The sequence below is a fragment of the Tessaracoccus luoxuelianae genome (assembly GCF_054483915.1).
Map to the genome: position 1 here is coordinate 1,374,742 of NZ_CM137013.1, position 13,250 is coordinate 1,387,991.

Below are 13,250 nucleotides of genomic sequence, written 5' to 3' on the forward strand. Positions count from 1 at the left end.
TCGTCGTCGGTGACTGATTTGTTTTCGAGCAATAGATTTAACTATCGAAGAAAGTCATCTGGGTCTAGGATGCATCACGGTTGAGGGATCGTCAAGGGGGGTGCGGAAAGTGGGTGTGGCCGAGCGCCAGACGCGCCACCGCGCGAGCACAGAGGCGGTCCTCGACCACGCGTGGGACTCCGGCGCCTTCGGGGCGGACCACGTCATTTCCGCCCTCGGAATGACCCGATCCACGGCACTCTCCGCGCTCGATGAGCTGATCGACGTCGGCCTGATCGAGGAGCTGACGAGCTCCGCGGGGCCCGCCCAGCGGCTGGGAAGGCCTGCCCGACGATTCGAGCTGCGAGGCGAGGCCGGACTGATCGTGGGCCTCGACGCCGGCGGCCGACGCTTCTCCGCGATAGCCGCCGATCTGAGCGGCCGGATCCTCGCGCGCGAACACCTCGACCTCACCAGCTTCTTCGAGCTGGAGGCTCCGGACCCGGCCACCCGGCACACCGCGGCCCTCCGGGCCATCGACGCGGTGCTCGCCGCTGCCGGGGGTAGCCGAGATGAGGTGATCGCCGTCGGGGTGGGCGTGCCTGCCCCGGTCGACGGCCAGGGGGCCTCGCCCACGCACCCGTCCGGCTTCTGGAGCTATATGAACGCAGGCCTCCGTGAGGCGCTGAGTGGGGAGTTCCCTGTCGTGCGTGTCGAGAACGACGCTTCCCTCGCCGCTGTCGCTGAGGGGTCCCTGGGCGAGGCGCAGGGGCGCGAACACTACGTCGCGATGCTGTCGGGGCTTCGCCTGGGCTCGGGCGTGGTCCTGGAGGGGCGATTGGTGCGCGGCGCGCATGGCGGCGTCGGGGAGCTCGAGGCACTTGCCTATGTGCCCGGTGTCGGCGGCACCTGGGGTCTCGGCTATCTGGCGGAGCAGTGGCTGAGGGCGCAGCTCGGCATGGGCGCGATTCCTGCTGACCACCCTTGGGCCGCCCTGAGTGGGGGCGCCGTCACCGGCGAGGCGGTCCTCTCTCGCGCGCGGCTGGCGGACCCTGTGGCGCGGCCGCTGGTGGAGGAGCTGGGGGGCACGCTCGGGCGGATCTGTACCGTGGTGTCGCGGTTCTTCGATCCCGAGGTCATCGTCGTGTGCGGGGCCATCGCGGGCACGCTGGGCGAGGTGATCGAGATCGCCGTCGCGCACATGGCAGGCGAGCTGGAGCTGCCGCCGCCCGGCATCGTCGCCTCGGGGCTCGGGGGAGACGTCGTGTCGCTGGGGGCGTTGTCAGCCGCCCGCGAATCGGCCCGCCAGGTCGTTCTCCCGTTGCTGACCGCGCGCCGCCTCGCCGCCCGCACCCCCGCAGTTGATTAACCAAGATAATGAACTAGGCTAAGCAGTTCCCGCGAAAGGACTGCATGCCGGACTACGACCCAGATCTTCTCAGCCTCGCCAACGACGTGCGCGTCGCGTGTCAGCGCATCTCCCGCCGGGTGCGGTTCGAGAGCACCAGCGACGTCGCGCCGCACCAGTTCTCGGTGCTCGTGTTCCTGCACTTCACCGGGCCCCAGACGCCGACGCAGCTGGCGGCCCGCGATGCGGTGAGCACGCCGTCGATGACGCGGACCGTGAACTGCCTTGCTGACAAGGGGCTCGTCGAGCGATCACCGCACCCGCAGGACGGCCGGCAGATCCTTGTGTCGCTCACCGACGAGGGGCGGCGGGTGGTTGAGCAGACCATCGCCAGCCGCGACACCTGGATGCTCGCCCACATCGCCACCCTGTCGCCCGAGCAGCTGGACCTGCTCCGTCGGGCGGCGGACATCCTGATGGAGGTGTCGCATGCGGAGTGACCGGGGGCGCATGTTCGCCTCGTTCGCCGTGCGCAACTACCGCGTGTTCTTTGCCGGGGCCCTGATCAGCAACATCGGAACCTGGGTTCAGCGCGTGGGTCAGGACTGGCTGGTCCTCACCGAGCTGACCGACGGCTCGAGCGCCGCGCTGGGCATGGTCACGGCGCTGCAGTTCCTGGCCATCCCGATCCTCGCCCCCTATGCCGGCGCGTTGGCGGACCGCCTCCCCAAGCGACGCCTGCTTCTGGTGACCCAGGTCCTCCTCGGGATCACGGCGCTGGCGTTGTGGGCCGTGGTGGCGCTGGGCGTGGTGCAGCTGTGGCACGTGTTCGTCTTCGCCTTCCTCCAGGGCGTCATCACCGCGTTCGACAACCCGGCGCGGCAGTCGTTCGTCTCCGAGCTGGTCGCCCCCGAACTCCTCCCCAATGCGGTGGGGTTGAACTCGACCTCATTCAACGGGGCCCGCCTCGTCGGCCCCGGAGCCGCCGGCCTCCTCATCGCCGCATTTGGTGTGGGCCCGACGCTGCTGATCAACGCGCTCAGCTTCGGGGCCATGCTGGCCGCGGTGGTGGCGCTCCGCCCCGGCGAGCTTCGCCCCTCCAGGCGGGTCAAGGCGAGGGGTGCCACCGTCGACGGTCTGCGCTATCTCCGCGACCGTCCGGACCTCGTGGTCCTCATGGTGATCGTGTTCGCCCTCGGCACCTTCGGCATGAACTTCCAGATCTACAACGCCACCATGGCCACTGAGGTGTTCGGAAAGGGGGCCCAGGAGTACGGGCTGCTCGGCACCGTCATGGCGATCGGCACGCTCGGCGCCGCGCTCGTCGCCACCCGGCGCACGCAGCCGGGCCTCCGCACGGTCCTGCTCGCGCTGGGCGCCTTCGCCGTCAGCACGGCCCTGCTGTCGGCAGCCCCCACTTTCGCCGTCTACGCCGTTCTCCTGGTGCCCTGCGGATTCTTCGCGCTCACCGTGATGACGACGGCGAACGCCGCGGTGCAACTCGGGACGGCACCGGAGTACCGGGGTCGCGTGATGGCCGTCTATGTGGCCATCTTCACGGGCGGAACACCGCTCGGCGCCCCGGTGATCGGCTGGCTCGGCGAGCTCTGGGGGCCCCGCGCCATGGTGCTCACCGGCGCGGTGGCCACCGGGATGGCAGCCCTGGCGGTGCTCGGCTACCTGGTGACGCACGACGGTGTCCGGCTCGCGATCGAGCGGGGGTGGCCGCTCCGGCTGCGCGTGTGGACCGCGCAGCGCGAGCCGCAGCCCGTGGGTCGCTGACGGGATAATTGACAGTTCAACTAAAACGGGCTAGTCTGGTTTCACGTTCAACGACCTACCGCACGCCGCCACGAGGAGACGCCCATGACCGCCACCGCCCTGAACCAGCTCGCCGGGACCTACACCATCGACCCCAGCCACACCGAAATCGGCTTCACCGCCCGCCACGCCATGGTGACCAAGGTCCGTGGCGCCTTCACCGACTTCTCCGGCACCGCCTCGACGGGCGCCGGCCTGAGCTCCCCGGCCCTCGACATGACCATCAACGCCGCGTCGGTCTCGACGGGCAGCGCGGACCGCGACGGACACCTTGTCTCTGCGGACTTCTTCGACGTCGAGCAGTACCCCACCATCCGCTTCGCCTCCTCCAGCGTCACCGCCCCTGCTGACGACACGCTGCGTGTCGAGGGCGACCTCACCATCAAGGACGTCACTCGCCCGGTGGTCATCGACTTCGACTACGACGGCGTGGCCACGGACCCGTTCGGCAACGAGCGCGTCGGGCTCTCCGGCTCGGTGATGGTCAACCGCAAGGACTTCGGCCTGGTGTGGAACGCGGCGCTGGAGACCGGTGGCGTCCTCGTCTCCGAGAATGTGAACCTGGTCTTCGAGGTGTCCGCCATCAAGGACCCCGAGGCGTCCGCCGAGGCGGTCGCCGACGAGACTGTCGCGGTGGAGCCGGCCCCGGCCCCGGCCGCCCCAGGCACCGAGCAGGCGGCCCCCGCAGCTCAGGCTGGCTTCGCGGGTTGGCTCAAGAGGCTCTTCGCCTGAGCGGTCAAACCACCTCACGCTCATGACGCGACAGGCGCCGCCCACATCGGGCGGCGCCTGTCGCCTATGTGTCGAGGGCCTCAGCAGAGGGCGTCGATGATCTCGTTCAGGGTCTGCGACGGGCGCATCACCGCGACCGTCTTCGCCTCGTCGGGGCGGTAGTAGCCGCCGATGTCGGCAGGCTTGCCCTGCACGGCCAACAGCTCCCCGACGATGGCTGCCTCGTTGGTGCTCAGTGACTCCGCGATCGGTGCGAACACCGCGGCCAACTCGGCGTCGTCGGTCTGGGCGGCCAACTCCTGGGCCCAGTACATCGCCAGGTAGAAGTGCGATCCGCGGTTGTCGATGCCGCCGAGCTTCCTGGTGGGTGACTTGTCCCGGTCAAGGAAGGTGCCGGTGGCGCGGTCCAGCGTGGAGGCGAGGATGCCGGCGCGTGCGTTGCCCTCCGTCTGGGCGAGGTGCTCGAAAGAGGCGGCCAGTGCCAGGAATTCGCCGAGCGAGTCCCATCGGAGGTAGTCCTCGGCGACGAGCTGTTGCACGTGCTTCGGGGCGGACCCACCGGCGCCCGTCTCGAACAGGCCTCCGCCGGCCATCAGCGGCACCACCGACAGCATCTTGGCGGAGGTGCCCAGCTCGAGGATGGGGAACAGATCCGTGAGGTAGTCGCGGAGCACGTTGCCGGTCACGGAGATAGTGTTCTCACCCTTGCGGAGGCGTTCGACCGTGAATTTCGTGGCCTCCACGGGGTTCATGATCTCGATCTGGAGCCCGTCGGTGTCGTGATCTGCGAGGTAGGCGCGCACCTTCTCGATGAGCTGACGGTCGTGCGCCCGCTCCGTGTCCAGCCAGAAGACCGCCGGCCATCCGGTGAGGCGGGCGCGGGTTACAGCCAGCTTCACCCAGTCCTGGATGGGGGCGTCCTTGGTCTGGCAGGCCCGCCAGATGTCACCGGCCGCGACCGTGTGGCTCATCAGTACGGTGCCGGACTGGTCCACGACCTCGACCACGCCGTCCGCCGCGATCTCGAAGGTCTTGTCGTGCGAGCCGTACTCCTCGGCCTTCTGCGCCATCAGACCGACGTTGGGCACGGTGCCCATGGTGCGCGGATCAAAGGCGCCGTGGGCCTGGCAGTCCTCGATCACGGCCTGGTACACACCGGCGTAGGACGAGTCCGGAAGGACGGCGAGGGTGTCGGCCTCCCCGCCGTCGGGGCCCCACATGTGGCCCGACTGCCGGATCATGGCGGGCATCGATGCGTCGACGATGACATCGGAGGGAACATGCAGGTTGGTGATGCCCTTGTCCGAGTTCACCATGGCCAGCGTCGGTCCGTCGGCAAGGCCCTTCTCGAACGCTGCCCTGATCTCGGCCCCGTTCGGAAGCGCGTCCAGCCCTGCGAGGATGGCGCCGAGCCCGTCGTTGGGGGACAGGCCCGCCGCGGCGAGGTCCGCGCCGTAGCGCTCGAACACGTCGGGGAAGAACGCCCGGATGACGTGGCCGAAAATGATGGGGTCCGAGACCTTCATCATGGTGGCCTTGAGGTGGATGGAGAACAGCACCCCCGATTCCTTGGCAGCGGCCACCTGGGTGCGCAGGAACTCATCCAGCGCCGCGGCCCGCATGACGGTGGCGTCGATGACCTCGCCGGCGAGCACGGACAGGCCGCTCTTGAGCACGGTCTCCGTGCCGTCGCTGGCGCGGTGCCGGATGGTGAGGGTGTCTGCCGACGGGAGGACCACGGCCTGCTCGTTGTGGCGGAAGTCGTCCGCCTCCATGGTGACAACGGCGGTCCTGGAGTCTGAGGTCCATGCGCCCATCCGGTGCGGGTTCTTCCTGGCGTAGTTCTTCACCGACTCCGGCGCGCGGCGGTCCGAGTTTCCTTCGCGCAGCACCGGGTTGACGGCCGAGCCCATCACGCGGTCGTAGCGTGCGCGGACCTCACGATCCGCGTCGCTCTGGGGATCTTCGGGGTAGTCAGGCAGCTGGAATCCCTGGGACTGCAGCTCGGCCACCGCGGTCTTGAGCTGTGGCACGGAGGCCGACACGTTGGGCAGCTTGATGATGTTGGCGTTCGGCGACTTGGCCAGCTCGCCGAGTTCGGCCAGGGCGTCGTCGATCCGCTGATCCTCGGGGAGGGTGTCGGTGAACTGGGCGAGGATCCGTCCCGCCAGTGAGATGTCGCGGGTCTCCACGTCCACCCCGGCCTGTCCGGCGTATGCGTTGATGATGGGGAGGAACGAGTACGTGGCGAGCAGCGGGGCCTCGTCGGTGAGGGTGTAGATGATCTTGCCCATGTTGCGATGAACTCCTCGAGGGTTGGATGCCTCAGCCTATCGCTGCCCGGATGCGTTCGACGGCGGCGAACGCCGCCGCCCAGCGATAGGGCGCTCTTTGGAGGAACCCGCCGGATTGGGTAGCCTGTACCCACGAGTATCTGACAGATTCCGCGGCCAACCCGCGATGGACAAAGCAAGGGGGTCGACCCGATATGGGGCGCGGCCGTGCAAAGGCGAAGCAGACAAGGGTGGCCCGCGATCTGAAGTATCGCTCGGTGTCCACCGATTTCACGTCCCTGGAGCGCGAGCTCAGGGGCGATGCTGTCGTCGACGAGACCAACAACGACATCCCCGAGGCCTACGCAGAGACGACGGGCGAGGACGACGACTACGACGACGATCAGTTCGAGCGCCACACCTCCTGAGGCTCCGCACCCGTGGGTGCCGGACACCGAGCTGCCTGGTTACGAGCAGCTGGTCATTCCTCTGCCGGAGGAGCCGACGTACGCCCTTGAGCCTGAGGGCAGTCTCGTTGCCACGCTCGTGCGGCGCAACGCACCCACGGGTCGTCGCGCCGTCCTGTATCTCCACGGCTGGAATGACTACTTCTTCCAGGCCCACCTGGCTGACGAGATGGCCGGCCAGGGCTACGACTTCTACGCCGTGGATCTTCGCCGCTACGGCCGGTCGCTGCGCGGCAAGCAGTTGGCCGGCTACATCGTTCACCTGACGGACTACTTCCACGAGCTTGACCGGGCTCTCGCCATCCTCGTCGACGAGGGGCACGACGACATCGTGCTGATGGGCCACTCGACGGGCGGCCTCATCGCCTCCCTCTGGGCGGACCAGCGCCCGGGCGTGTTCTCGGCGCTGATCCTCAACGCGCCCTGGCTGGAACTGCAGGCCAACTCCCTGCTGCGCCCAGCCACCCAGCCGATGTTCAGCGCTGCCCGCGCCGTCGTGGCCACCACGGCCCTGCCGCAGATGGACACCGGCTTCTACCGCCGAACCATCTCGAAGGCGGAGGAGGGCGAGTGGGCGTACAACGCGAACCTCAAGGGTGACCCGGCGTTCCTGATCCGGGTGGGGTGGATGGCGGCCATCCTCGAGGGGCACGCGAGCGTCGCCGCCGGCCTCTCCATCGACTGCCCCGTGCTGGTGGCAGTCTCCGGGCGAAGCGACTTCCGGCGGGTGTGGGCCGAGGAGTTCCGCCTGGCGGACGTCGTGCTGGACGTGGACCGGATCGCGGCCCGCGCCCCCCAGTTGGGCAACTTCGTCGTCATTGCCCGGATCCCGGATGCGGTCCATGACCTGGTTCTGTCAGGGGCCGACGTTCGGGCGAAGGTGTTCGCGGAGTACTCGCGCTTCCTGCGCTGCTACGCCCGCTGATCTCGCCGCAGGTTCTGCCAAACTCGGCATCTACTACTACGCGTAGCACTACCATGCGTCGTAGGAGTGATTGCCTTGACCGCGAAGACCGGCGTCCGCGCCTGGATGACGAAGCCGCGGCTGCTCATCGCAGCAGCGGTGTTCGTCGTGGGTTCGCTCATCGGCGTCGGCCTTTTCACCTTCGTGTACGCCCGCGGCATCTCCTACCTCGGCAACGACCCGGCATCCTGCGTCAACTGCCACGTGATGGAGCGCCAGTACGACGCCTGGCTGGCGGGTAGCCACACCAATGTGGCGACGTGCAACGACTGCCACGCTCCCCACGACAACCTCGTCAACAAGTACTACGTCAAGGCCGACAACGGGTTCTGGCACGGGTTGAAGTTCACCACCGGCTGGTACCCCGAGAACATCGAGATCCGTGATTCCAACCGGGCGGTGACGAACGAGGCGTGCCTCTACTGCCACTCTGATTTCACGAGCGATATGCGAATGACAGCCGGCAGCGAGCAGGTCAACTGCACCCGTTGCCACGTCGACGTCGGGCACAGGAGCAGGTGAGGCACATGACTACCACCGAAGAACCCCAGGCAACGCCGGAGAAGAGGAAGCGGAACCGCTGGATCGGCATCCTCATCGTGGCGATAGCGATCACCGCCGTCGTCACGGCGGGCATCACCGCGCTGCTGGCGAACGTCATCGAGCGCATGGGTGAGGCCAGCGACTCGTTCACGAAGGTGGTCGAACTCGACGATACCGTCGTGGACCCGGCTGTCTGGGGGCAGAACTTCCCCGCCCAGTACCAGTCCTACCTGGAGACGCAGCAGATGGGGGGAACCACCCACGCGGGTTCGGTCGAGGAGGAGCGCACGCCCACCGCGACCGATCCGCGGACCATCGTGTCCACCAGCAGGCTGGAGGAGGATCCGCGGCTCACGGACATGTGGGCCGGCTACCCGTTCTCCGTGGACTACCGCCACGCCCGCGGGCACGAGTACATGCTCGAGGACCAGCGCTACACCCTGCGGGTCACCGAGTTCAACCAGCCCGGCACCTGCCTCAACTGCCACGCCTCCACCGTCGCGCTCATGGACGAGCTCGGCGACGGCGATCGCGAGGCCGGTTTCACGGCGATGAACCAGATGTCCTACGCGGATGTCACCCAGCTCGTCGAGCACCCCGTGGCCTGCATCGACTGCCACGACCCCGAGACCATGGAGCTGCGGATCACCCGCCCGGCGTTCGAGAAGGGGATCGCGGCGCTCAAGGCCAGCGAGGGTGTGGAGGACTACGACGTCAACCGTGACGCCACGCGTCAGGAGATGCGCAGCTTCGTGTGCGGCCAATGCCACGTGGAGTACTACTTCGAGAAGGACACCAAGGAGCTGACGTTCCCCTGGACCAAGGGCCTGGACATCGACCAGATCTGGGAGTACTACCTGGAGGACGGTCACAAGGACTTTGAGCACGCCACCACGGGAGCCCAGGTAGTCAAGGCGCAGCACCCCGAGTTCGACATCTTCTGGTCCAATTCGGTGCATGCGGCCAACGGCGTCAGCTGCGCCGACTGCCACATGCCCTACGAGGCTGAAGGCGCGAGGAAGGTCACCGACCATCACATCCAGTCGCCGCTACTGGCCGTGAACTCCTCCTGCATGACCTGCCACCACACCAGCGAGGAGGAGATGACCGAGCGCGTTGTGGGCATCCAGGATGAGTTCATCGGCACCCGCGACGTGGCCTTCGACTCGCTCGTGGCGCTGATCCGGGCACTGGAGACGGCGCAGACGGACGGCACCCCGGCGGAGGCGATCGAGCAGGCACGCGAGTTCCAGAACAAGGCGAGCTTCTACCTGGATTACGTGTACTCCGAGAACTCCTACGGGTTCCACGCGCCGGCCTACATCCAGCGGATCCTCGCGGATTCGCTCGACGCGTCGCGCAAGGGTCAGCTGGTCCTCAGCGGCGTCGACGTCACCACTCTGGAGCCCTCCGACATCAGCGCGGAGAACGAGAAGAAGTCCGAGGAACGTGGAGCCTGACACCAGCGCGCGGCCCGGGGCCCCCGACACGGTCGAGGGCCCCGCGGACGCGCACACCCAACTCCTGCTGGACTTTCTCGCCACGGCCCCTGGGCCGCTGCGGGACTGGGCCGACGCCCGCGCGGACGAGGCACGAGCGCTCGCCTCGTCAGCGCAGCCGGAACCCCCGTCGATCACGCCCACCGGGGTCCACGACGCGGCAGACCTCGCCTTGGCCGAGCTGGGGGAGCACGACGACGAGCCCCGCCGTCGCCCCGTCGTCCACACGCCGGCGGACAAGCCGGCGGCCCTGGTCACGTCGGTGCCCAGAAAGTCCGGGTTTCTCGTGCCATTGCTGGGCGTGCTGCTGGTTGCGGCGGTGGTCTACGGGGTGTTCCGGCTGGGTCTCCCCGCGGACACCGCGGCTCCCGCGACCACGGAGGCAACCCAGGCGTCGGCCACCGACAGCGTGGCCCGCAGGGCCGAGCTGGAGGCCACGCTGGCGGACAGCCCGGAGGATGTCGCAGCCAACCTCGAACTCGGCGTGCTCACCTTCAACGACGGTGATGTGAAGCGGGCGGAGCAGCTCTGGACGACGGTGACAGAGGTGGACCCCAGCAATCCGCAGGCCTGGTTCAACCTGGGTTTTGTCCACCTGTCGGAGGATCCGCCCAATGCCGAGGCGGCTCAGGCCGATTGGCAGAGGGTGCTCGACGTGGCGCCGGATTCGGACCTGGCGGCCACCGTGCGCTCCCACCTGGATGCGTTGGCCGCCTCAGTGGCCTCCCCGTCCCCGTCCAGCGAGGAGTGAGGGGCCGTGCGCGAGCTGTTCAGCTGGATCTACCGGGTTCTGCGTTCGAAGCTGCTGGGGGTTCTGGTCATCCTGGCGATGGCCGTGCTGTCGTTGCTGGGCACCCTGATCGTCCAGGCCCCCTCGGGGCTGGACACCCTCGCCAGAGCAGACTGGCTGGAGTCCGTGCGGCCCCGCTACGGCGGATGGACGTCCGTCCTCGAGTTCCTCGGCCTGTTCGGGCTCTGGACCTCCCCGCTGTTCCTCGCAGTGACGGCCCTGCTGGCGATGTCGATCATCGCCTGCACCGTGCACCGGCTTCCGCAGCTGTGGGAGCGGGCCACCCGTCCCCGGACGCATGTCACCGACAAGTTCTTCGAGCATGCGCAGTACCGGGCGGAGATGACGCTGCCGCTGAGTCCGCAGGAGGCGGACGGCCACGTGCGCTCCGTGCTGGGTGGCCAGCGCTACCGCTTCCTTGCGGATGAACGGCTCGCCGCCCCCGCCGTCGGCCTCTACGCCGACCGGTTCAGGTGGGGCCCCTTCGGCACGGCCATCGCCCATGCCGCCATGGTGGTCATCCTGGCGGCCTTCGGGGTGTCCGCGTTCACCGGCTTCGAGCAGAACCTCGACATCGCCGTCGGCGAGAGCGTCGAGGTGGGCCACGGCACCGGTCTCACGGTCACCGCCCAGTCCTTCAAGGACTCCTACGACGACGCCGGCCGCCCCACGGACTACGTGAGCCACCTCGTCGTCACCCGCGACGGTGCCGTGCTTGATGCCCGCGACGTCCGGGTCAACTCGCCGCTGGTGGTGGAGGGCACCGCGCTTCACCAGGCCTCCTTCGGGATCGCGGCCCGCATCCGCATCGCCGACGATGCCGGCGCCACCCTGTTCGAGGGATCGGTCCCGTTGAAGTGGCAGAGCAACGACGGGCGCTACGCCATCGGCAAGGTCACCCCGGAGGCCGCCGGCACCGAGGTACTGGTCGTCACGCCCGCCTCCGGTGCGGTCGACGCGGCCATCACCGCGGGGAGCGCCGTCTTCGAGCTCTACGACGTGGCCAGCGGCGAGAAGATCGACGTGTTGCCCGTGGAGCAGGGGGAGACCGCTTCCGGGGACGGGCTGCAGCTCACCTTCGAGCGGGAGCAGCGCTACACCGGCATCATCGCCCGCCAGGACCCGGGGGCGATGTGGATGTGGGTGGGCTCGGCCCTGCTGGTGATCGGCATGACGATGACCTTCACGCTGCGCCACCGCCGCCTCTGGGTGCGCGCCGTGCCGGAGGGGGATCACACGATGCTGCGCATCGCCTCCGCCGAGAAGTTGGACACCACCTTCGAGCGGCACTTCCGTGCCCTCGTGGAGCAGATCGACGCGACCGCCCCGGACGCTGCTGAGAAGGAGCCTGTTGATGCTCGAGTTCGCTGAATATCTGGTCACCGCCGCCGCGGTCTTCGTCCTGCTGGGCCTGGTCAGCGGCATCGCGCTGGTCACCTCGCGCCGCAGGAATCCCGTTGCGACGGTCAGCGTGCGCGCGAAGGTCAGTGTGGGTGGTGCCGCGTTGGCTCCCGCGCGGTCCGAGGCGCCCGTGCAGGCCGGAAGAGGGACCAGCCTGGGATGGTACGCCACGGCGTTCCAGGTGATCGCGTTGTTACTGCTGACGGCCTACATGGTGATCCGGATGAGCCTCACCGGGCACGGGCCGTTCGCGAACCAGCACGAATTCGCCGTCGCCTTCACGTGGGGGATCCTGTTGGTCAACCTGTTCTTCGGGTTGCGCTACCGGATCAGGATGCTGTCGCTGGTCGTGCTGCCCGTGGCGGCGGCCATGCTGGTCTACGCGCTGAGCCTGGACACCGGGGTCCGGCCCTTGATCCCTGCCCTTCAGAACAACCTGCTGCTGACCCTGCACGTCGGGTTCGCGATCATCGCCTACGGCGCCGCCTGCGTGTCCTTCGGCGCGGCCGTGCTCTACCTTCTCCACCCTCACATCACCCGCGTCCACCTGCCGCGGCAGGAGGTCCTTGACGATGTGGGTTACCGGGCGGCCGTCATCACCTTTCCTCTGCTCACCATCATGATCGTGCTGGGCTCGGTGTGGGCGAGCACCGCGTGGGGTCGCTACTGGGGTTGGGACCCGAAGGAGACCGCAGCGCTGGTCACCTGGCTGGTCTACGGCGCGTTCCTGCACGCCCGGGTCGTGCGGGACTGGCGAGGCACCAAGGCCTCCTGGCTTCTCGTGATCGGGTTCCTCACCATCCTGTTCGCCTACTTCGGCAACCACTTCTTCGGAGGGCTGCACTCTTATGCCTAGCAACCGGGCCCGGGGGCGCCTCCTTGGCACTCTGGGGCTCGCTGTGCTCGTCGCGCTGGTCGTCGGCGGTATCTACCTCATCAAGGGTGGGGCGGCCAGTGAGGCGGCCTCCACGGGGCAGGCGGTGCCGCTCCAGGGGCCGTCCGTCGGGGCCCTCGCCCCCGGATTCAGGGCATTGGACATCGACGGGGCCCCGGTCTCGCTCGAGGACTATGCCGGTCGACCCGTATGGCTGCTGTTCCAGGCCACCTGGTGCTCGATCTGCCGCGCGGAGCTTCCTGACGTGGAGGAGGCGTCGGATCGCATCGACGTGGTGGCCATCTACCTGCGCGAGGACCGCGAGCTGGTGACCGACTACGCGGCGCGGATGGGGCTGAGCATCACGAGCGTGCCGGACCCGATCGGCGAGATCTCGCTGCGTTACCTCGCCTCGTCAGTGCCGACGCACTACTTCATCAACGCCGACGGGACGGTGGCGGACATCCGCAAGGGTGCGCTATCCCCGGACGAGATCGATGAGGCCCTCGCGCTGCTCAGTGTGGGCTAGAACCGAAAGAACCCCGCCGGGGCGGGGTAT

At 68.2% G+C, this 13,250-nt stretch carries 13 protein-coding genes; 12 read left to right on the plus strand and 1 reads right to left on the minus strand.

Annotated elements, in window-relative coordinates:
- Positions 1 to 115 precede the first annotated feature (115 nt).
- The 4 genes from ACX1D1_RS06010 to ACX1D1_RS06025 all read left to right on the plus strand — a co-directional run bounded on the left by ACX1D1_RS06010 (position 116) and on the right by ACX1D1_RS06025 (position 3,880).
- Positions 116 to 1,348 (plus strand): ROK family protein, encoded by a 1,233-nt coding sequence (locus ACX1D1_RS06010; protein WP_459056302.1) that lies wholly within the window; start codon positions 116 to 118, stop codon positions 1,346 to 1,348.
- A 44-nt stretch (positions 1,349 to 1,392) separates the two neighbouring features.
- A complete protein-coding gene (locus ACX1D1_RS06015; protein ID WP_459056303.1) occupies positions 1,393 to 1,827 on the plus strand; it encodes a MarR family winged helix-turn-helix transcriptional regulator in 435 nt (144 codons plus the stop codon).
- On the plus strand, positions 1,817 to 3,109 hold the full coding sequence (locus ACX1D1_RS06020) for an MFS transporter (RefSeq protein WP_182799031.1): 1,293 nt from the start codon (positions 1,817 to 1,819) through the stop codon (positions 3,107 to 3,109). The genes ACX1D1_RS06015 and ACX1D1_RS06020 overlap by 11 nt, the downstream gene beginning before the upstream one ends.
- Before the next feature lie 84 nt (positions 3,110 to 3,193).
- Complete coding sequence (locus ACX1D1_RS06025) at positions 3,194 to 3,880, plus strand: YceI family protein (protein WP_459056304.1); 687 nt, start codon at positions 3,194 to 3,196, stop codon at positions 3,878 to 3,880.
- Positions 3,881 to 3,960: 80 nt separating this feature from the next.
- Here the strand turns inward: ACX1D1_RS06025 and ACX1D1_RS06030 are convergent, their stop codons facing one another.
- Entirely contained in the window at positions 3,961 to 6,174 is a 2,214-nt protein-coding gene (locus tag ACX1D1_RS06030) for an NADP-dependent isocitrate dehydrogenase (protein WP_459056305.1), read from the minus strand.
- A gap of 194 nt (positions 6,175 to 6,368) precedes the next feature.
- Between ACX1D1_RS06030 and ACX1D1_RS06035 the strand changes: the two genes are divergently transcribed.
- The 8 genes from ACX1D1_RS06035 (at position 6,369) to ACX1D1_RS06070 (ending at position 13,220) form a co-directional block, all read left to right on the plus strand.
- Positions 6,369 to 6,581, plus strand: a complete 213-nt coding sequence (locus ACX1D1_RS06035) for a DUF3073 domain-containing protein (RefSeq protein WP_182782278.1) — start codon at positions 6,369 to 6,371, stop codon at positions 6,579 to 6,581.
- A 16-nt stretch (positions 6,582 to 6,597) separates the two neighbouring features.
- Positions 6,598 to 7,545, plus strand: a complete 948-nt coding sequence (locus ACX1D1_RS06040) for an alpha/beta hydrolase (protein WP_182782518.1) — start codon at positions 6,598 to 6,600, stop codon at positions 7,543 to 7,545.
- A gap of 75 nt (positions 7,546 to 7,620) precedes the next feature.
- A complete protein-coding gene (gene nrfH / locus ACX1D1_RS06045) occupies positions 7,621 to 8,106 on the plus strand; it encodes a cytochrome c nitrite reductase small subunit (RefSeq protein WP_255422096.1) in 486 nt (161 codons plus the stop codon).
- A gap of 5 nt (positions 8,107 to 8,111) precedes the next feature.
- Positions 8,112 to 9,587, plus strand: a complete 1,476-nt coding sequence (locus ACX1D1_RS06050; RefSeq protein WP_459056306.1) for an ammonia-forming cytochrome c nitrite reductase subunit c552 — start codon at positions 8,112 to 8,114, stop codon at positions 9,585 to 9,587.
- Entirely contained in the window at positions 9,577 to 10,377 is an 801-nt protein-coding gene (locus tag ACX1D1_RS06055) for a tetratricopeptide repeat protein (RefSeq protein WP_459056307.1), read from the plus strand. Before ACX1D1_RS06050 ends, ACX1D1_RS06055 begins: the two co-directional genes overlap by 11 nt.
- A 6-nt stretch (positions 10,378 to 10,383) precedes the next feature.
- Positions 10,384 to 11,787 carry a cytochrome c biogenesis ResB family protein gene (locus ACX1D1_RS06060; protein WP_459056308.1) on the plus strand — a complete coding sequence of 468 codons (1,404 nt, stop codon included), beginning with the start codon at positions 10,384 to 10,386 and terminating at the stop codon, positions 11,785 to 11,787.
- Positions 11,771 to 12,673 (plus strand): c-type cytochrome biogenesis protein CcsB, encoded by a 903-nt coding sequence (ccsB, locus tag ACX1D1_RS06065; RefSeq protein ID WP_459056309.1) that lies wholly within the window; start codon positions 11,771 to 11,773, stop codon positions 12,671 to 12,673. The genes ACX1D1_RS06060 and ccsB overlap by 17 nt, the downstream gene beginning before the upstream one ends.
- Positions 12,666 to 13,220 carry a TlpA family protein disulfide reductase gene (locus tag ACX1D1_RS06070; RefSeq protein WP_182799025.1) on the plus strand — a complete coding sequence of 185 codons (555 nt, stop codon included), beginning with the start codon at positions 12,666 to 12,668 and terminating at the stop codon, positions 13,218 to 13,220. Before ccsB ends, ACX1D1_RS06070 begins: the two co-directional genes overlap by 8 nt.
- Positions 13,221 to 13,250: the final 30 nt, after the last annotated feature.